This is a genomic window from Proteus penneri (assembly GCF_022369495.1).
In the GTDB taxonomy this organism is placed as follows: Bacteria; Pseudomonadota; Gammaproteobacteria; order Enterobacterales; family Enterobacteriaceae; genus Proteus; species Proteus penneri.
The window spans coordinates 2,317,198-2,338,683 of record NZ_CP059690.1 but is presented as its reverse complement, the minus strand read 5'-3'; the positions used below and the strand labels follow the sequence as shown (position 1 = coordinate 2,338,683).

16 protein-coding genes are annotated in these 21,486 nt (G+C 38.6%); 10 read left to right on the top strand and 6 right to left on the bottom strand.

All coding sequences use genetic code 11. The features are described from left to right. Window positions 1-20: 20 nt before the first annotated feature. The 6 genes from mutH to leuA all read right to left on the bottom strand — a co-directional run bounded on the left by mutH (window position 21) and on the right by leuA (window position 7,970). On the bottom strand, window positions 21-698 hold the full coding sequence (mutH, locus tag H1225_RS10635; protein ID WP_006533777.1) for a DNA mismatch repair endonuclease MutH: 678 nt from the start codon (window positions 696-698) through the stop codon (window positions 21-23). A 623-nt stretch (window positions 699-1,321) separates the two neighbouring features. Beyond that, entirely contained in the window at window positions 1,322-3,001 is a 1,680-nt protein-coding gene (gene sgrR, locus H1225_RS10630; protein ID WP_161724759.1) for an HTH-type transcriptional regulator SgrR, read from the bottom strand. Window positions 3,002-3,292: 291 nt separating this feature from the next. Continuing rightward, on the bottom strand, window positions 3,293-3,898 hold the full coding sequence (gene leuD / locus H1225_RS10625) for a 3-isopropylmalate dehydratase small subunit (protein ID WP_109399756.1): 606 nt from the start codon (window positions 3,896-3,898) through the stop codon (window positions 3,293-3,295). A 7-nt stretch (window positions 3,899-3,905) separates the two neighbouring features. Beyond that, entirely contained in the window at window positions 3,906-5,315 is a 1,410-nt protein-coding gene (gene leuC / locus H1225_RS10620) for a 3-isopropylmalate dehydratase large subunit (RefSeq protein WP_161724762.1), read from the bottom strand. Window position 5,316: 1 nt separating this feature from the next. Beyond that, window positions 5,317-6,408 (bottom strand): 3-isopropylmalate dehydrogenase, encoded by a 1,092-nt coding sequence (gene leuB / locus H1225_RS10615; RefSeq protein ID WP_006533772.1) that lies wholly within the window; start codon window positions 6,406-6,408, stop codon window positions 5,317-5,319. 2 nt (window positions 6,409-6,410) lie between these two features. Next, a complete protein-coding gene (leuA, locus tag H1225_RS10610; protein ID WP_006533771.1) occupies window positions 6,411-7,970 on the bottom strand; it encodes a 2-isopropylmalate synthase in 1,560 nt (519 codons plus the stop codon). A gap of 867 nt (window positions 7,971-8,837) precedes the next feature. Between leuA and leuO the strand changes: the two genes are divergently transcribed. The 10 genes from leuO to mraY all read left to right on the top strand — a co-directional run bounded on the left by leuO (window position 8,838) and on the right by mraY (window position 21,486). After that, window positions 8,838-9,782, top strand: coding sequence for a transcriptional regulator LeuO (gene leuO, locus H1225_RS10605; RefSeq protein WP_072063389.1), 945 nt, complete (start codon window positions 8,838-8,840; stop codon window positions 9,780-9,782). 519 nt (window positions 9,783-10,301) lie between these two features. After that, window positions 10,302-12,107, top strand: a complete 1,806-nt coding sequence (locus tag H1225_RS10600) for an AMP-dependent synthetase/ligase (RefSeq protein ID WP_006533766.1) — start codon at window positions 10,302-10,304, stop codon at window positions 12,105-12,107. 223 nt (window positions 12,108-12,330) lie between these two features. Then, window positions 12,331-13,338, top strand: a complete 1,008-nt coding sequence (gene cra / locus H1225_RS10595; RefSeq protein WP_072063387.1) for a catabolite repressor/activator — start codon at window positions 12,331-12,333, stop codon at window positions 13,336-13,338. A 684-nt stretch (window positions 13,339-14,022) separates the two neighbouring features. Next, complete coding sequence (mraZ, locus tag H1225_RS10590; RefSeq protein WP_109847798.1) at window positions 14,023-14,481, top strand: division/cell wall cluster transcriptional repressor MraZ; 459 nt, start codon at window positions 14,023-14,025, stop codon at window positions 14,479-14,481. 3 nt (window positions 14,482-14,484) lie between these two features. Continuing rightward, the gene (rsmH, locus tag H1225_RS10585) at window positions 14,485-15,432 is read left to right on the top strand and encodes a 16S rRNA (cytosine(1402)-N(4))-methyltransferase RsmH (RefSeq protein WP_161671294.1); all 948 of its coding nucleotides are present in this window, start codon (window positions 14,485-14,487) and stop codon (window positions 15,430-15,432) included. After that, window positions 15,433-15,750 carry a cell division protein FtsL gene (ftsL, locus tag H1225_RS10580; protein WP_006533761.1) on the top strand — a complete coding sequence of 106 codons (318 nt, stop codon included), beginning with the start codon at window positions 15,433-15,435 and terminating at the stop codon, window positions 15,748-15,750. Between the two features lie 10 nt (window positions 15,751-15,760). Then, window positions 15,761-17,557 carry a peptidoglycan glycosyltransferase FtsI gene (ftsI, locus tag H1225_RS10575; protein ID WP_072063385.1) on the top strand — a complete coding sequence of 599 codons (1,797 nt, stop codon included), beginning with the start codon at window positions 15,761-15,763 and terminating at the stop codon, window positions 17,555-17,557. Next, window positions 17,544-19,031 (top strand): UDP-N-acetylmuramoyl-L-alanyl-D-glutamate--2,6-diaminopimelate ligase, encoded by a 1,488-nt coding sequence (gene murE / locus H1225_RS10570; protein ID WP_115065526.1) that lies wholly within the window; start codon window positions 17,544-17,546, stop codon window positions 19,029-19,031. Before ftsI ends, murE begins: the two co-directional genes overlap by 14 nt. Beyond that, complete coding sequence (gene murF, locus H1225_RS10565; protein ID WP_161724764.1) at window positions 19,028-20,410, top strand: UDP-N-acetylmuramoyl-tripeptide--D-alanyl-D-alanine ligase; 1,383 nt, start codon at window positions 19,028-19,030, stop codon at window positions 20,408-20,410. Before murE ends, murF begins: the two co-directional genes overlap by 4 nt. Further along, entirely contained in the window at window positions 20,404-21,486 is a 1,083-nt protein-coding gene (gene mraY, locus H1225_RS10560) for a phospho-N-acetylmuramoyl-pentapeptide-transferase (protein WP_023581493.1), read from the top strand. The genes murF and mraY overlap by 7 nt, the downstream gene beginning before the upstream one ends.

Sequence of the window (21,486 nt, the reverse complement as noted above, 5' to 3'; positions counted from 1 at the left end):
AACAAATATATAAGATAATGTTAAAGCTGGAAATAACGAGCAAGCAGTGGTGCAGTAAAATTCTTTTTTAAATAAAAGCCTCTGGGTAATGTCATAATACGTTGTCCATGTTCACCAATAGCCTCTGTTAATGCTTTGCTATTTGCGGCTTTGGGGCGAATTTGTAACACTTGTCCGTGGCGGGCAGTAATACTTTCTACTTTTCCTAACACAATCATATCCATTAGTTCTTCCCAATCATGACGTAATAGTTCTTCTTCTGTACGGCTAGGGCTCCAAAGTAACGGAGAGGCGACACGGCGTTGCGCTAATGGTATTTCCCTTTCTCCTTCAACAGGCACCCATAACACTTTTGAGAGTTTACGTTTTACATGGCTATTTTCCCATGTAATACCACAGTTTCCGGTTAATGCTGCGACACAGACAAACGTAGTTTCTAAAGGCATACCTAATTTATCAATTGGAATTGTTTTGAGCTCAATACCCAATTCACTGAAGTCTTGCTCAGGTTTGCTACCGGCACTTGCACCTAAATAATATTCCAACAACATACCAACCCAGCCTTTATCTCTTTTAAGATCAATTGGGATTGGAAGTTGTGCAAAAGCGGCTAGTTCACCAAAAGTATAACCCGCAAGCGCTTTTGCTCGCTCGAATAGAACTTGCTCATTTTCGGGGGCGACTGGTGGTGTAAACATAGTTATTATCTTCTTGTATAAATAATAGACAGAAAAAACAGGTCGTTGATAATGTATTTAGCTTTATTTTATTTAAATCATAATAGCATGATATATCATCATTTTTTTGAGTTAATTCGCCAATTGATATTTATAATTCCAAGTTGTGCACGGTTATCCTGAAATCATAAACAGGCTTTTACACTAGGTTATCCACAGCTTTATGGGATAACTCACAGAAAGTGAGATCACTGTTCTGATTTACAGCCTTGACTTTTGCAGATATTTACCAAAATTACTCTGTTTTGTCTAACTAATCGGCATAACCTGTGGATAAAATGCTCTGTGGTTGTTTTTTGTACTATTTAAGCGAGGGGGGGCTTTAATTGTTTTATTCAATCGCTGAAATAGGTATTATAATGTTGCTATTAATTTGAATTATAAGTGATATTTTAAAATTTATATCAACAGCCTTTCTAACAATATAAAAACTATACCCTGATTATCTCTCTCTTTTTCACATGGATATCCACAGAAAAAGTGAATAAATCCCCTACGGGTTTATATAGGTGTTTATAACTTTCAAGGTTTCTGTGAATTAACGCAAACTATGGCTACTCTTAATACTGAAAAGAGGCGATAACCTATTTTATCCTAGGAGTATCGATATCAGGTGTAAACCATGCTGATTTAAAATCAAACCAACCAAAAGTATTCATTTTAACACCACGTATGGTTCTCTGCCCTTGTAGCTCTAGTAAATGGTGAAATAGAGGATAAAGCCAAATATCTTGTGTTAGTTTGCGGCACCACTCTTCAAGTGGCAAAGATTTTTGGTGCCATAATGTGAGCTCTTGTGAAAATGATGCTCCTAAACACTGGTGAAAGAGTGGTAATTCATAAAGTGTAGCAAAAATTGAGAACTCTAAAGGCTTATAAAAATTCACTGTCGCTAACCAAACATCACTATTAGCTTCACCGTAATACCATTGTTCATAATCAAGTACTTGGATGGTTAGTTCAATATCATATTGAGATAAAATACTTTCTATTAAATCTGCAATAGTGCTGTATTCATGATGCTCTTTATAAAGAGTAACGGTTAGTTTTGTTAATGAAGTTGGTTTAGGGTGGTGGCGTATTAATTTACTGTGATGCCAATGAAGTAATAATCCATAAGCAGGAGACCAATGGCGTTGATAGAAAGGATCACAATGCGCCAGCATATTAACAGGGGTTAATACACTGCTTAACCATTCCCTTATTTCAGACTGCTGGCACTGCTTTGAGCGACTGTCATAGAGTAGGAAATAACATCCTTCTTCTTTACGGCTTTCTAGTGAATCTTTGTTGGTATCATCATCTGTTAAATGAATAGTTGAACAAACCATCTTTTTATTCAGTTCAGGAACTACCCAAATATCAATTTCATCTAATAATGCTCGTAAGCCAAAGTAGCGATTAAAGGCTTTGATTTGTAACTTATGTTTATCATTAGCGATAACTTGATAAGCGCCAGTTCCAATAGGGCGTTGTGCAAAAGAAGGGAGTGAGGCCCATTCTTGTGGCAAAATAACAGCTTGTGGACTACCTAATAACGTTGCAAATTGTTTATCAGCCTCGCTTAAGAAAATATCGAGCACATATGGTTGAGGTGAAGAAATTTGTTCTATATGTGCATAAAGAGGATTGCAATGCTTCATTCTCATTAATGAAGTGCTGATATCTTCAAGAGTAAGCTCACGACCATGATGAAAATAGATAGAAGGACGTAAATAAAATCGCCAATGTTGCTCTGTGATCATTTGCCAATGATGAGCTAATTCGGCTTCGATTTCCCCATTTTCCTCTTTTAGGTGTACTAATGAGTTGAATATCTGACTCATTAAATGTAATTCAGAGCGTCTTAACGGTGTTCCAGGTAATAAATTTTTAAAGGGGCGATAGTAAATAATGCGTAGCAATTGTTGACCAGGATGAAAACTTTTTTCAATTTGAGAGAGCACCATTTGGCGTACAGAATCTTTATCACCCATTAGTGCGACAAGCTTTTCAATATCATTCTCTTCTATTAGTTTCTCTGCGCGATTTTGTTGGATTTCAAATGCATTAGAATGAAAAGTAAGCGTGGATTTTTTACCTCGACCGACTTCTGCTTGCCAATTTATCCAACCTATTTCTTGCATCTTATTTAATAAGGAGCGGACATGACGCCGTGTGCAATGCAGGGTTTGTGCTAATTCTTGTAACGTTGTTTCGGTTGTTTTTCCCTGAAAGGCTTGCCATAAGCGAATAAATTGTAATTCTAAGCGGGGTGAAGTCATAAAAGAGGAAATCCCTTGATAAAGTGATCAATTTTAATTTCCTTATATTAGACCGATAATCTCTACGTTTAAAGTTAGCTCTCATGTTAGTTATCACAAATTAGGAATACTAACAGACTCCCCCATTTGAGCATTCGGTGATTACCGGCCGGTGATGATTAGTCACTGGCTTTTTTATTGGTGATTTATAGGAATAGTTTTGTTGGGATAAAAAAAGCCGTAAATGAATTTACGGCAAGAATAACAAAGTAAACATCACAGAAAGTAGAAGACGGTAAGAAATTATCTTTATTAGCGCATAAAGACCGGTTGTTTTGCCTCATAAGCGCTAATGTCATCTTGGTGTTGCAGCGTTAATCCAATGCTGTCTAATCCTTCAATCATGCAGTGGCGACGAAATGAGTCGATTTCAAAAGAGAAATGTAATTTACCCGCTCTGACCTCTTGTGCCACTAAATCTACGGTAATTGGTGTACCAGCATGTTCTTTTACCCAATCAAATAATTGTGAGACTTCATCATCACTTAATTTGATTGGTAATAATTGATTGTTAAATGAATTACCGTAAAAAATATCAGCAAAACTGGGCGCGATAACGGCGTGAAAACCATAATCTGTTAATGCCCAAGGTGCGTGTTCACGAGATGATCCACAACCAAAGTTTTCTCGTGCTAATAAAATTGAAGCACCTTGGTAAATTGGCTGATTTAAAATAAACGCAGGGTTAGGCTGAGTGCCTTCATCATCCAAAAAACGCCAATCATGAAACAGATGCTTACCAAATCCTGTACGTGTTACTTTCTGCAAGAATTGCTTAGGAATAATGGCGTCGGTATCCACATTGGCTGCATCTAAAGGAACCGCAATACCCGTGTGTTGAGTAAATTTATTCATCATGTTCTCCTTAGGATGCCACTGCAAATGTACGAACATCTGCAAAATGACCATTAATCGCCGCGGCGGCTGCCATTGCAGGACTGACTAAGTGTGTTCGACCTCCACGACCTTGGCGGCCTTCAAAATTACGGTTGCTGGTGGATGCACATCGTTCGCCTGGATTTAATCGGTCGTTATTCATGGCTAAACACATCGAGCAACCCGGTAAGCGCCATTCAAAACCTGCTTCAATAAAGATTTTATCTAAGCCTTCAGCTTCTGCTTGGGCTTTAACGGGGCCTGATCCCGGAACGACAATGGCTTGAACATGAGACGCAACTTTATGACCTTTGGCAATTTCAGCGGCGGCTCGTAAATCTTCAATACGTGAGTTGGTACAAGAGCCAATAAAGACTTTATCAATAGCGACGTCTGTTAAGTTAACGCCTTCACTTAATCCCATATAAGCCAAAGCTTTTTCAGCAGAAGCGCGTTCAACGGGATCATTAAAGCTATTTAATAACGGGACTATTTGATCAATAGCAATAACTTGCCCAGGGTTGGTGCCCCATGTAACTTGCGGCGCAATGTCGGCCGCATTTATCGTGACTGTGGCATCGAAAGTTGCATCATCATCAGACTTTAAGGTTCTCCAATAAGCGATAGCCTCATCCCATGATTGGCCTTTAGGGGAAAATTGACGTCCTTTTAAGTAGTTAAAAGTAGTGTCATCTGGCGCTACTAAGCCTGCTTTAGCTCCCATTTCAATTGCCATATTGCATAAAGTCATTCGACCTTCCATGCTTAAGGCTTCAATAGCTTCACCTGCAAATTCAACGATATAGCCCGTACCACCAGCACTACCTAATTTGCCGATAATGGCTAATACGATATCTTTTGCGGTGATCCCAATGGCAGTCTTGCCTTGAACTTCAATTTTTAATGTTTTAGCGCGTGATTGTTTTAACGTCTGAGTTGCTAAAACATGTTCAACTTCAGAAGTACCAATCCCAAAAGCTAATGAACCAAAAGCGCCATGAGTTGCTGTATGTGAATCACCACAAACAATCGTCATTCCGGGCAAGGTTAAGCCTTGTTCTGGTCCCATTACGTGAACAATCCCTTGATATGGATGGTTTAAGTCATACAGCGTAACGCCAAATTCTTGGCAGTTTTTCATCAGCTCTTGCATTTGAATTCTCGCCATATCACCACAAGCATTAATATCTTTAGTCTGTGTTGATACGTTGTGATCCATTGTTGCAAAGGTTTTATTCGGTTGACGAACAGGACGACCTTTTGTTCTTAATCCATCAAAAGCTTGAGGTGATGTCACTTCATGCACTAAATGTCGATCGATATACAAAATGGGTGTTTCATCACTCACTTCCCTGACAACATGTGCATCATAAATTTTTTGATATAATGTTTTACCCATGTTATGCCCCTTCACGAATATACTGAGCGATACGATCACCCATTTCGGCAGTTGTGATTGCGTTACCATCACCCGCTAAATCTGCGGTGCGATAGCCTTTTGCTAATACTTGTGTGATAGCATCTTCAATGGCTTGAGCTGCATTATCTTCATTAAAGCTATAACGTAATAACAGTGCAGCAGACAAAATTTGTGCAATAGGGTTTGCGATATTTTTACCTGCAATATCTGGTGCTGAACCACCAGCGGGTTCATATAAACCAAAGCGTTCTTCGTTAACACTAGCAGATGGCAACATTCCCATAGAGCCAGTGATCATTGCGCATTCATCAGATAAAATATCGCCAAAAATATTGGAGCACAGCAACACATCAAACTGAGAAGGATCTTTAATTAACTGCATTGTTGCGTTATCAATATACATATGTTGAATTTCAACATCTGGGTATTCTTTTGCGATCCCTGTTACAACTTCACGCCATAAAATAGAACTTTGTAATACGTTCGCTTTATCAATTGAAGTTACTTTATGGCGACGTTTACGCGCTGATTCAAACGCAAAGCGTGCGATACGTTCAATTTCATAACGATGATAAATTTCAGTATCAAAAGCACGCTCTTGAGCGCCTTCACCTTCACGGCCTTTAGGTTGACCAAAATAGATACCGCCCGTTAATTCACGTACACATAAAATATCAAAACCACGCTGTGCAATGTCAGCACGTAATGGGCAGTAAGCTTCTAAACCTTCATATAATCGAGCAGGGCGTAAATTGCAGAACAATTTAAAATGTTTACGTAAAGGTAATAACGCACCTCGTTCTGGCTGTTCATTTGCAGGTAAATGTTCCCATTTAGGGCCGCCGACGGAACCAAATAAAATCGCATCAGCTTGTTCACAACCGACTAAGGTATCTGCGGGCAACGGTGTGCCATGATTATCAATGGCAATGCCACCAATATCGTATTCTTTTGTTGTGATATTGAGTGAGAAACGCTCGCTAACAGCTTTCATCACTTTTTGTGCTTGAGTCATGACTTCAGGGCCAATACCATCTCCGGGTAATACTGCAATATGATAATTTTTTGACATAATTAAACCGCTTCTTGTGTTGTATGTTGTTTGCGTTTTTCTATTTCGACTTGCTCTGAGCGCCAAATGCTATTAATAACGTGGATCATGGCATTTGCGGATGAACCAACGATGTCCGTTTCTAAACCCATTCCATGAAATTTACGTCCTTGATATTCAACGACGATATCAACTTGCCCTAAAGCGTCTCTGCCTTCGCCTTTAGCTGTTAATTGATAAGTGACTAATTTCAATGGATAACCTGTTGCACGAGAGATGGCTTGATAAACCGCATCGACAGGGCCATTACCCGTTGCCGCTTCAGTAATTTCTTTATTACCATGAGTAATACTGACACTCGCGGTAGCAACGGTTGATGAACCAGATTGAGTATTAAAATAATTCATTACAAACTCATCAGGTTCTTGCTGTTGTTGTCCCATAAATGCTAAAGCTTCCAAATCGTAATCAAAGACCTGGCCTTTTTTATCTGCCAAACGTAAGAAGGCAGAATATAAAGTATCCAAGTTATAATCTGTTTCGCGATAACCCATCTCTTCCATGCGATGTTTAACTGCGGCACGACCTGAGCGAGAAGTTAAATTCAATTGCACTTCTTTTAATCCGATAGATTCCGGAGTCATGATTTCGTAAGTTTCACGGTTCTTCAAAACACCATCTTGGTGAATACCTGATGAATGCGCGAATGCATTGGAGCCAACAACAGATTTATTAGCATGAATTGGCGTATTACATAATTGGCTGACTAATTGACTGGTACGATAAATTTCTTTGTGATTAATCCGTGTCTGAACATTCATCATTTGCTCACGGACTTTTATCGCCATAATGACTTCTTCTAATGCGCAGTTACCTGCACGTTCGCCTAAGCCATTAATCGTCCCTTCTACTTGTCTTGCACCTGCTTGTACCGCAGTAATCGAATTAGCAACAGCCATGCCCAAATCGTCATGACAGTGAACAGAAATAATGGCTTTATCAATATTGGGAACACGTTCAAATAAATTGGTGATAATGCCTCCAAACTGATAAGGCGTTGTATAGCCTACGGTATCTGGAATATTAATGGTGGTTGCGCCAGCATTAATTGCGCTTTCAACAATTCGACATAAATTATCGATATGAGTACGACCCGCATCTTCGCAAGAAAATTCCACATCATCGGTATAGCGACGAGCTCGTTTTATTGCATTCACGCCCATTTCAATAATATCTTCGAACGATTTCTTCAATTTATGTTCAGCATGCAATGCCGAGGTTGCCAAGAATACGTGGATACGAAAAGCTTCTGCGACTTTTAAGGATTCTGCTGCAACATCAATATCGTTATCAACGCAGCGTGCTAATGCACAAATGCGACTGTTTTTGATTTCGCGCGCAATAGTTTGTACGGATTCAAAATCACCTGGAGAAGAAACAGGAAAGCCCGCTTCAATGATATCCACACCTAAGCGTTCTAAGGCGTAAGCAATTTGTAACTTCTCTTTTACGCTTAAGCTCGCCTGCAATGCTTGTTCGCCATCTCTTAATGTGGTATCAAAAATAATCACGTCATTGCTCATAATCTGTTCCTTTCTCTTTTTATTTGCTGTTTGCGCTCTCCCAGGTATAAAAAAACCCGCGATTAGCGCGGGTTTTCTCTCTAAGGGCAGGTGTGTTTCACTTTTTACCCATAAGCCGACCGCGCATAAAAGTTGCGAGTAGTAGTAGGCTTGATAGTAAAATTGCGTTCAACATGAAACATCCTTAGATAGGTTCTCAATAATCTGTATTTATTGATACATAATACCAATAAAGATGTCAAGCGTTGAAATTTTTAAAATCATTTAGCAGTATTATTTATAAATTTTTCAAAGTGATTCTGACTAATATCTAAATTTTTACTAATGATTATGACTATCAGCAATTCATTGATTGGGTTAATGTTCCGTACATTGTTTAAAAAAGAGTGAAATGGAAAATTAAACGATTGTTTGCTTTTTTTTTAATCAGCTGGTTGATTGATAAAAAAGAGGGTGTTAGGGAAGGGATGATTGATAAATGTGAGCAACGTTTTGAATGTAAGAATAAAAATCATTGTATTATGATAAAAAATAGATATCGGATATCTATTTTAGGAATGAAGGTGCACTATTTTATTATGATTTTTATCATACTTTGTTTTATTATTTGCAAGGCAGAAAGTAAAACAGGTTGTAATATATATTGATATAATCATTTTCTAGACATGTAATTTCAATATCAATTTTATTTTTATATGAAATGTATTTTTTTATTGATATGAAATTTATGTGTTTAGTTGTATGCATGGATGATGAATAATAAATTTTAATAAATAGTTTAAGTAATAGTTAAAGCCTATCTATTATTAACAATTTCTTGGTTAATAATATTTGTTTGTCTATTATGATAACATAGTGGAGTAAGAAATGACGGATTACACATCAGCAACAGTTACCAGTAGAGAATCAACAGATATGCATTTACGTAATGTTGATCTTAATTTATTAACGGTATTTGATGCTGTTATGCAAATGCAAAATGTTACCCGTGCTGCACAAGTACTGGGCATGTCACAACCCGCAGTAAGTAATGCTGTATCTCGCCTTAAGGTTATGTTTAATGATGAATTATTTGTTCGCTATGGACGAGGAATTCAACCTACATTAAGAGCTAAACAACTTTTTGGTCCAGTCAGACAAGCTTTACAATTGGTTCATAACGAACTTCCTGGCGCAGGATTTGAACCAGAACAAAGTGAACGTATATTTAATTTATCTATTTGTAGTCCTCTCGATATAAAACTAGCACCAAAAATAGTTGAACAAATTAAAAATGAAACGCCTAATATTAACGTTAATATTAAGTCTTATTTAAATAGTAATATAGAACATCAATTAAAATATCAAGAGATTGAATTCTTTATTAGCTATAAGGAATTTGAAAAGGCGGAGTTTCATTCACAACCACTATTTAATGACGAAGTTGTTTTGGTCGTTTCTAATAAACATCCTCGTATTAAAGAGAGTGTGACCAAAGAAATGTTATTAAATGAGCAACATTCGATTGTTTCTTTAGATGATATTGGTTCATTTAGTGCGCCTTATTATAAAGATACTCAATTGGAAGATTTAATCACTTATCAAGGAACAGATTTAAATAGTGTATTAAATATTGTATCTAGAACTTATTTAGTTGCTATTGCACCAAGATGGTTAGTTGAGAATTATTCTGAACAATTAGATATTAAAGCCGTGTCGTTACCTTGGGAAAAAATAGCAAGTCCATGTTATTTGATTTGGCACGAGTCAACTGCGCGCGATAAAGGCCATTTATGGATGAAAAATTTACTAAGCGAAGTTTGTCAAAACTAGAGTTTTTTGCTCATAATTAGTATTTATTACTAATTATGCAGAAATAGTGGCAGATAGCATTAGTTATTCGGCTGATGACCAAAATGGCGTTTATACAGTTAAGTAAACTCAATTGGATTGCTGTCACTATTTTTGCCCTTTCTTTGTAATAATGACTCTTATTCGTATTATAACTATATTAGGCTTGTTTTTTTGCAATAATATCCCCCTCTTTATATTGTCATTGATTAAGTTATTATAATTACCTATTGTTATTTATCAGTTTTTCTTTTTAGCTTTCCATAAAAAATAAGAACACAATAATTCATTTTCTCACTATGATGGGATAGCCTTTTTTGACAAAACTTTTCATAACTCACAATTTTACAAATTTATGTAAAATTGAATTCCTTTATTTTGGCGGATCACTTAGACTTTTATTCGAGTCAGCGAACAAGTGTAAGCTGAAATTTTAAAAGAGACATTTTTTCTATTTCGGTTTCAGAACAGGGTCGCTTTTCCATAAATAGCAGGAAAATTATGATAAATAATAATAATCTTCATGATTATCATATAATTAGACGATTGCAAAAACAGTTTTTACACAGCGGGAATAAAATTGCTTATCGTCAGTGGGATGCTAAGCGCAATATCGAAATGTCATGGGCGTTGGTTGAAAAGAAAACACACGCGCTCTCAAATGCATTGTTAGAAATGGGTGTAGATGTTCAAGAAAATATTGGGATCTTTTCTCAAAATACCATTGATTGGTCTTTAGCTGATATTGCTTCTTTGCAACTACGCGCAGTAACCGTTCCTCTTTATGCAACAAGTAGTGTTGAACAAGCCACTTACATTTTAAATGATGCGAATATTCGCATTCTTTTTGTTGGTGACCAGAAGCAATATGATATTGCTTCTGAATTATTAGCGTTATGTCCTCAGCTTGAACATGTTATTGTGTTTAACTCCGATGTTGTGTTAAACGCAAATACACCTTCGTGCTATCTGGAAGATTTAATTAATCAGACGCATTTTCAGCATGATGACGTGTTAAAGCAACGTATTAATGAATGCAGTTTAGATGATCTGTTTACTCTGATTTATACATCAGGCACCACCGGTGAACCTAAAGGTGTGATGCTCGACTACACAAGCCTAGCATCACAGCTTTATCTACATGATGAGCGTCTCTCATTATCTGATAAAGATGTTTCGCTCTGTTTTTTACCTCTTTCTCATGTTTTTGAGCGCGCATGGAGCTTTTATGTCATGCATACAGGCGCGGTTAACGTCTATTTAACGGACACTCATGCTGTTAGAGAAGCAATGAGTGAGGTTAAACCTACTGTGATGTGTGCTGTTCCTCGCTTTTATGAAAAAGTGTATAGCGCTATTCAAGATAAAGTGTCTCAAGCTTCAGTATTTCGTCAACTTATCTTTAAATGGGCGATAAAGCAGGGTGAAAAAAGGCGTGAAGCACAACTGAATCAGCGCCAACAGGGCTTTATTTCCCGCTTATGCTATCGCTTTGCAGATAAAAAAGTGTTAAATCCATTGCGTCAAATCTTAGGTGGGCGAGTTCGCTTTTTACCTGCAGCTGGTGCTCGTTTAGATGATGCTGTTATCCGCTTTTTTTTGGCCACCGGTATTAATATTAAATATGGCTATGGTATGACAGAGACTTGTGCCACAGTTTCATGCTGGGAAGAGAATAAATATAAGTTAGGTTCTATTGGTACCCCATTGCCAGGCATTGAAGTGCGAATTGGTGCAGAAAACGAAATTCAAGTACGTGGTAGCATTGTCATGAAAGGATATTTTAATAAGCCGGAAGATACTGCAGCTGCCTTTACAGAAGATGGATGGTTACGCACTGGAGACGCAGGCGCACTTGATAGTGATGGTATGTTATTTATCACGGAACGTTTAAAAGATTTAATGAAAACGTCAAATGGTAAATACATTGCGCCACAAATGATCGAAGGAACATTAGGGCAAGATCGCTTTATTGAGCATATTGCGGTGATTGCTGATACGCGTAAATTTGTTTCTGCACTAATTGTGCCTTGTTTTGATGCTCTTGAAGAACATGCCCGAGCATTAAATCTAAAGTACCATGATCGCATCGAATTATTACGTCATACTAAAATTAAAGAGCTGTTTGATGAACGTTTACGTGAAATGCAAAAAAACTTTTCAAGTTTTCATCAAGTTAAGCGCTTTACATTGCTTGCTGAAGGTTTTTCAATGGAATCAGGTGAATTAACACCAACATTAAAACTTCGCCGTAAAATTATTTCTGAACGCTATCGAAACGAAATCGAATTAATGTATCAAGATTAGTTTTAATTGATGAGAAAGCACCTGATTGGTGCTTTTTTCTTTTAAAATTACATATTGATAGATAACGATGATTGAAATAATTGATAAAAGACATAAACGGAAACGTTGACGCATACGGTTTTATCAGTAAATTGTGTTAAAATGCAAACTCAGATCAGCATGATGACTGAAATTTATAGCAATATGTAATAAATAACACATTTAATAATTAAAAGAGGCTAATGTGAAACTGGATGAAATCGCCCGCTTGGCTGGTGTTTCACGAACAACAGCAAGTTATGTCATTAATGGTAAAGCGAAACAGTACCGTGTAAGTGACAAGACTGTCGAAAAAGTGATGGCGGTGGTCAGAGAGCATAATTACCACCCGAACGCTGTTGCCGCGGGATTACGTGCTGGTCGTACGCGTTCTATCGGTTTGGTTATTCCTGATTTGGAAAACACCAGTTATACCAGGATTGCAAATTACCTTGAACGGCAAGCGCGTCAACGCGGTTATCAATTATTGATTGCCTGTTCAGAAGACCAACCAGACAACGAAATTCGTTGTGTTGAGCACTTACTGCAACGTCAAGTTGATGCCATTATTGTTTCAACTGCGTTGCCACCAGAGCATCCTTTCTATCAGCGCTGGGCAAATCGTTCATTACCAATTATTGCGTTAGACCGAGCATTAGAAAGTGAACATTTTATCAGTGTTGTTGGCGATGACTTAGAAGATGCCAAAATGTTGGCAACAGAATTAAAAGCATTTCCTTCGCAATCTGTACTCTATTTAGGCGCACTTCCTGAACTCTCTGTGAGTTTTTTACGTGAACAAGGTTTCCGTAATGTATGGAAAGATGATCCTAGAGAAGTCACCTACCTATATGCAAATAGTTATGAACGAGAAGCTGCAGCGGCTGCTTTTTCTGAATGGTTAAATAACAATCCAATGCCTGATGCGCTATTCACTACCTCTTTTGCTTTATTACAAGGGGTTATGGATGTGACATTACAACGTAGTGGTCGTTTACCAACGCAATTGGTTATTGCGACTTTTGGTGATCATGAGTTATTGGATTTCCTTGAGTGTCCTGTTTTATCTGTTGCTCAGCGACATCGTGATATTGCTGAACGTGTATTAGAACTTGTGCTTGCGAGTCTTGAAGAAGAACAAAAACCACAAGCAGGAATTACACGTATTCGTCGTGATTTATGTCGTCGAGGTAGTTTAGGACGTACTCGTTAATTGCTCTCACTTTATTGGTAATTATCTACGTTTATACTCATCCCCGTTTTATTAAATTAAAGCGGGGATGAGTTATGGATTTAAGAATGTCGAATTGCTTAGAGAATATTAAATTTGAGATTAATCTTAAGCATCTTTTTACTGTTTTTCGAATTTTACTAGGTTAGTAGATTAAATTTTGACATATCTATAAGTGGTACTGCTTAAATTTAATGAGTAATTAATTTTATTTTGAAAAATGTAAGAAAAAAATAAATAACTATCTTTATGATATTGAATTATTTTTTTCTCGTCTTGCTATTATTGCTTATATAAAAGCGACCCCAAATTATTATGTTGGCTAAAGGTAAATGAACTGCAATAAATTAGTTTTTTATCATAAAAATCATGATTTACTTATTATGATTTCTTTATCTGGTTTTCTTGCTTGTAATCGCTATAAATAATTACTTTTCGTGATTGTTTATAGAATTTAAAAAATAACCTCTATTAATCATAGTGTTAATATTCCCCTTTTTCTTTTTGTCGATCATTTGAACATTTCTGTGTGCTTATCAATTTACTGTAAATATAAATAAAGCTTCCTATATCCGGCTTGACAACGTTTTCATACCATCCGTAAACTCTATTTGTGGGGATTTGTGGGATAATGTGGTGTAAATTATAACGCTGGGGGTAATGAGGATGTTTCGTGGAGCAACTCTCGTTAATCTTGACAGCAAAGGGCGAATAACAGTTCCTTCCCGTTATCGAACAACGCTGAGTGAGATTTCTGAAGGTCAAATGGTTTGTACCATTGATCTCAACCAGCCATGTTTATTGCTATATACCCTTCCAGAATGGGAAAAGATTGAGTTAAAATTAGCGGCTTTGTCCTCCATGAACCCTGCGGAACGTCGAGTTCAACGTTTGTTATTAGGTCACGCCAGCGAATGCCAAATGGATAGCGCAGGACGTCTTTTGTTAGCTAGCACGCTAAGACAGCATGCGGGGTTAACAAAAGAGGTCATGTTAGTCGGTCAATTCAATAAATTTGAATTGTGGGATGAACAGATCTGGTACAAACAGATCGAAAAAGACATTGTAGCCGAGCAAACCTCACAGGAACCGTTATCGACACGACTATTGGATTTATCACTTTAAATAATGACAACAAATAATTTTAGTCATACCAGTGTATTACTGGATGAAGCAGTGAATGGGCTGAATATTAAGCCTTCAGGTATCTATATCGATGGAACATTTGGTCGTGGAGGTCACTCGCGTCTAATTTTATCGCAATTAGGGGAACAAGGACGATTGATTGCGATAGACAGAGATCCTCAAGCTATAGCAGTTGCGAATGAAATTGGTGATGCACGATTCTCTATTGTTCATGGGCCTTTTTCAAATATTGAACAGTATGTCAATGAGTTAGGTTTAGTTGGGAAGATTGATGGTGTTTTGCTGGATTTAGGCGTTTCTTCACCTCAGCTTGATGATCCTGAACGTGGTTTTTCTTTTATGCGAGATGGGCCACTTGATATGCGTATGGATCCCACTTCAGGACAATCTGCTGCGCAATGGCTAATGACAGCAGAAGAAGACGACATTACATGGGTATTAAAAACGTTTGGTGAAGAGCGTTTTGCTAAGCGTATCGCTCGTGCCATTGTTGCACGTAATAAAACAGAAGAGCCTTTGACTAGAACCAAGCAATTGGCTGATTTAATTAGTGATGCAAGCCCGGTAAAAGAGCGACATAAACACCCAGCAACACGAAGTTTTCAGGCAATTCGCATCTATATTAATAGTGAATTAGATGAAATTGAAAAAGCATTAAAAGGTGCGGTTTCTGTTTTAGCACCTGAAGGACGTTTGTCAGTAATTAGTTTTCATTCGTTAGAAGACAGATTGGTGAAGCGTTTTATTCGAGATGAGAGCAAGGGGCCTGTTGTCCCTGCGGGTATTCCTCTCACAGAAGCGCAGATAAAAGAGTTAGGAAGTGCTCGCTTATCAAGTATTCACAAGATGAAACCGACAGGCGTAGAAGTTGAAGAAAATCCACGGGCACGAAGCTCTGTATTACGTGTAGCACAACGTATTGAGGAATAAATGTCTACCGAACGACATTCACTACCGAGAGTTATAGGGCAGGATTTACTGCGTCATGGCAAATTACCTGTATTTTTACTGATCGCTGTGATTATTTCTGCGATTTATGTTGTAACAACAGCACATAAAACACGTTTATTGACAGCAGAGAAAGAGCGTTTAGTGCTGGAGAAAAACGTATTGGAGATCGAATGGCGCAATCTCATTCTTGAAGAAAATGCGCTGGCAGATCATAGCCGAGTTGAACGTTTTTCCAGTGATAGCTTGGGGATGATCCATGTTGACCCAACAAAAGAGAACATCGTGGTGACTAAATAATAAGGCAAGTATGAAATTTTCACGTTCGGCAAAAGCGAAAGCAAAAACAAAGTCAAATGCCAAACTACGCAAGCCTGAAGAAAAAACAGGATTTGTGAGTTGGCGTTTTGCGTTGCTTTGCGGTGGTATTGGTATCGCTTTAGTCGCGCTATTAATCCGTGTTGCCTATTTACAGATTATTAATCCAGATCCCCTTATTCGTGAAGGGGATATGCGTTCTCTACGTGTGCAAAAAGTCCCAACAGCAAGAGGTATGATCAGCGATAGAATGGGCAGACCTCTTGCCGTTAGCGTACCTGTTTTCGCTATTTGGGCAGATCCTAAAGTTGTATTAGATGCTAATCCTGATATGACTGACTCTCGTTGGTTAGCACTTGCTGATGCATTGAAAATGCCGGTGAATCAAATCGAGCAAAAAATTGTCGCAACACCTTCTGCTCGTTTTATCTATTTAGCTCGACAAGTTAATCCTGAAATTAGTGATTATATTAGTAAGCTAAAAATCACTGGGATTAATATGCGCCAAGAGTCAAAACGCTATTATCCATCAGGTGAAGTAACCGCTCACATCATCGGTGTAACAAATATTGATGGTGATGGTATTGAAGGGGTTGAAAAAAGTTTTAACCAGTGGCTGACAGGTGCCCCTGGTGAGCGTGTTGTTCGTAAAGATGGTTTTAATCGTGTTATTGAAAATATCGCTCAAACAGACAGCCAAGCAGCTCATAATCTGATGTTAAGTATTGATGAACGTTTGCAATCTGTCGTTTATCGTGAATTAACTAATGCGGTTATTAAGAATAAAGCTGAATCAGGAACCGCTGTCTTAGTTGATGTAAATACCGGTGAAGTGCTGGCGATGGCTAACAGTCCGTCGTATAACCCAAATAATCTAACGGGTACACCTAAAGATGCGATGCGTAATCGTGCTATTACCGATATTTTTGAACCTGGTTCCACTGTAAAACCGATGGTTGTGATGAGTGCACTTCATAATCATATCATTCAAGAAAATAGTGTTATTAATACTGTTCCTTATCGTATTAGCGGACATCAAATCAAAGATGTAGGGCGATATAATGAGCTAACGATAACAGGAATATTACAAAAATCGAGTAACGTTGGTGTTTCACGACTAGCGTTAGCGATGCCTGCATCTGAACTTGTGGATGTTTATTCACGGTTTGGATTAGGCAAACCAACTAACTTGGGGCTAGTTGGTGAAAGTAGTGGCATATTTCCAATAAAAAAACAACGGTGGTCCGATCTTGAAAGGGCCACCTTCTCATTCGGATATGGGCTAATGGTAACACCGTTACAATTAGCGCGTGTCTATGCAACGATTGGTAGTTTTGGTATTTACCGTCCACTCTCTATTACTAAAGTTGACCCTCCTGTACCTGGAACGCGCGTATTTCCTGAGCCAGTAATGAAAACAGTCGTGCATATGATGGAAAGTGTTGCATTGCCTGGTGGGGGCGGTGTAAGTGCGGCTATTAAAGGGTATCGCATCGCGATTAAAACAGGTACAGCGAAAAAGGTAGGGCCAGACGGAAAATATATCAATCAATATATCTCTTATGCAGCGGGTGTTGCGCCTGCAAGTCGCCCTCGCTTTGCGTTGGTTGTGATAATCAATGAACCTAAAGCTGGTAAGTATTATGGGGGCGCAGTATCCGCACCGGTGTTTGGCTCAATCATGGGCGCAGTTTTACGCACAATGAACGTAGAACCTGATGCATTGACGCCAGACGATAAAAATGAATTTGTAATTAAAAAAGAAGAGGATACAAGTGGCCGATCCTAACTTAAGTGACCTATTAGGGGCACTCGGGATACAAGCACCATCATTGATGCTCAAAGACATGACACTCGATAGCCGAAAAGCGGCGAGTGGTGATCTTTTTATCGCCATTAAAGGTCATGAAACTGATGGTAGACGCTATATTCCTCAAGCAATTGCTCAAGGTGTTTCAGCAGTATTAGCGGAAGCACAAGATGTTGCAACGCATGGTGAAATCCGTGAAAGCCACGGTATTCCAATTATTTATATTGATAATCTTAATGCCAAGTTATCAAAGTTAGCGGGACATTTTTATCATCAACCCGCGGAAAAGCTGAAGCTGATAGGTGTTACTGGGACTAACGGAAAAACGACAACAACACAATTGTTAGCACAGTGGGCGCAAGGTTTAGGTGAAATAAGTGCTGTGATGGGAACCGTTGGTAACGGGCTTTTAGATCATGTTGTTCCTGCGATGAACACCACAGGCTCTGCAGTTGATATTCAATTAGAGTTACAGCAATTATTAAATCAAGGCGCGACATTGACAGCGATGGAAGTTTCTTCTCATGGTTTAGTTCAAGGTCGTGTCAGTGCGTTGCCTTTTGTGGCGAGTGTATTTACGAATTTAAGCCGTGATCATCTTGATTATCATGGTGATATGGCTAATTACGAAGAAGCAAAATGGTTACTCTTTTCCACTCATCATAGTGGTGAAAAAATTATTAATGCGGATGATGCCGTTGGTCAAAAATGGTTATCTCGTTTACCTGACGCTGTTGCTGTGACAATGGAGAACACCTTGCCACAAAACTGGCAAGGTCGTTTTGTTAAAACAACCCGTATTAATTATCATGATGCGGGCGCAACGATCCACTTTAGTTCTAGTTGGGGTGAAGGGATAATTGAAAGCCCACTTATGGGCGCTTTTAATGTCAGTAATCTTTTATGTGCTTTAGCGACATTATTGGCATTAGGATACCCATTAAATGCGGTGATAAATGCTTCATCTTCATTGACACCTGTTTGCGGTCGCATGGAAGTATTTAGCGCGAATAATCGCCCTACAGTTATTGTCGATTATGCCCATACTCCAGATGCTTTAGAGAAAGCACTTCAAGCTGCTCGTTTACACTGTACAGGCAAATTGTGGTGTGTATTTGGTTGTGGTGGAGATAGAGACAAAGGTAAGCGCCCACTAATGGGGGCTGTTGCAGAAGAGCTGGCTGACAAAGTTGTTATCACTGATGACAATCCACGTAGTGAAGAGCCACAAGCCATTATTCAAGATATTCTTTCGGGTTTAATGGACCCTGGTCGTGCGATAGCTATTGAAGGCCGAGCAGAAGCGGTCACTAACGTGATTATGCAAGCGGATACCAATGATATGATTTTAGTTGCAGGTAAAGGACATGAAGATTATCAGTTGGTTGGCTCACGTCGCCTTGATTATTCAGATAGATTAACCGTTGCTCGGTTATTGGGGGTGATAGCGTGATCCCTCTATCTTTAGGAAATATTGTACAAATTACCAAAGGTAAATTGAGCAATATCGCTCAAAACCAAGCAGACCAACTTATTATCAAATCGATTTCAACTGATAGCCGTAAAATTGATGAAGATTGTTTGTTTATTGCATTAGCTGGTGAGCGTTTTGATGCTCATGACTTTATTGCTGATGTAAAAGAAAAGGGATCTGTTGCGGTTTTAGTTAATCGTGAAATTGATGTTGATTGTCCGCAACTCATTGTAAAAGATACACATCTAGCAATGGGGGAGATTGCTGCACATATTCGTTCGCTTAGCCACGCCAAGATTGTTGCGCTGACGGGATCTTCCGGAAAAACGTCTGTTAAAGAGATGACCGCATCTATTTTGCGTCATTGCGGCGAAACCTTATATACCCATGGCAATTTAAATAATGATATTGGTGTGCCTTTAACACTTTTTCGTTTAACACCTGAACACCGTTTTGCGGTTATTGAATTAGGTGCAAACCATATTGGTGAAATTGCCTATACCGTAAATATGGTGAAACCAGATAGTGCGTTGGTAAATAACCTATTTTCTGCACATATCGAAGGTTTCGGCTCACTGGAAGGAATTGCTCAGGCAAAAGGTGAAATCTTTACGCATTTAAAAGAGCAAGGCACAGCCATTATTAATCTTGATAGTAATGACTTACCTCTGTGGGAACATCATTTAAATGCGCGCCAAACAAAATGGTCGTTCTCTTTATCTGCACAACGCAACGCAGATTTTTATCCTACCGAGATCGTAGTTAAGCAATTTATCACAAACTTCACCTTACACACACCGGAAGGTTGTGTTGAAGTCACGCTTCCGTTACCGGGGCGTCATAATATCGCGAATGCTTTGGCTGCAAGCGCACTTGCGTTATCTGCTGGGGCAACACTTGAAGATATTCGCCTTGGTTTATCGACATTAAAAGCAGTACCAGGAAGATTGTACCCTGTGGAGTTAACCACAGGGAAAATGGTGTTAGATGATACTTATAATGCGAATGATGGCTCGATGATTGCTGGCTTACAAGTTTTATCTCAATTGCCAGGATATAAGATTTTTGTTGCGGGAGATATGGCTGAGCTAGGTAAAGACTCAGAGAAATGTCACCGTGATGTGGGGCGTTTTGCTCACAATGCAGGGATTGATAGCGTCCTTACTGTTGGGGAGCACAGCCATTTCATTAGTGATGAAAATCAAGGTGGTCAGCATTTTGCATTTAAAGCCGACTTACTTGCTCAATTAATTCCATTATTACAGCAGCATGATGTTGTTTCAGTTTTAGTAAAAGGTTCACGAAGCTCCGCGATGGAAGATATCGTGAACGCATTAAAGGAGTGCTTTGAATGTTAGTTTGGCTAGCTGAATATTTGGTTAAATACCATACATTTTTTAATGTGTTTTCTTATCTGACATTCAGGGCAATTGTTGGTTTATTGACGGCATTAATTATTGCGTTGTGGATGGGGCCTCATCTCATCGCATGGTTACAAAAAATGCAAATTGGACAAGTGGTTCGTAGTGAAGGCCCTGAGTCGCATTTTAGCAAACGTGGTACACCAACAATGGGCGGGATTATGATCCTGTTCTCTATTTCCATCTCTACACTATTATGGGCAAGGTTAGATAACCCTTATGTTTGGTGTGTATTACTGGTTTTAATTGGCTATGGTGTGATTGGCTTTGTTGATGATTATCGCAAAGTTGTTCGTAAAGATACCAAAGGCTTAATCGCACGTTGGAAATATTTCTGGCAATCCGTATTAGCGCTTGTTGTTGCATTTAGTATGTATGCCATTGGCAAAGATACGCCAGCAACACAGCTGGTCGTGCCATTCTTTAAAGATGTCATGCCTCAATTGGGGATGCTTTATATCTTACTGGCTTATTTCGTCATTGTTGGGACCAGTAATGCAGTTAACTTAACCGATGGTTTAGATGGTTTAGCTATTATGCCAACAGTTTTTGTTGCCGCGGGTTTTGCATTAGTTGCATGGGCGACTGGTAATGTTAATTTTGCAAGCTATTTAAAAATTCCTTACTTGATGCATGCGGGTGAATTGGTGATTGTCTGTACTGCTATCGTCGGTGCGGGTTTAGGTTTCCTTTGGTTTAATACTTACCCAGCTCAAGTTTTTATGGGGGATGTAGGCTCTCTTGCATTAGGTGGCGCATTAGGAACGATTGCGGTGTTATTACGTCAAGAATTCCTATTAGTCATTATGGGTGGGGTGTTTGTTGTTGAAACACTTTCCGTAATTTTACAAGTTGGCTCATTTAAGTTGCGCGGTCAACGTATTTTCCGTATGGCCCCAATTCATCACCATTATGAATTAAAAGGCTGGCCTGAACCTCGTGTTATTGTCCGTTTCTGGATCATCTCACTGATGTTAGTGCTTATTGGTCTGGCGACATTAAAGGTACGTTAA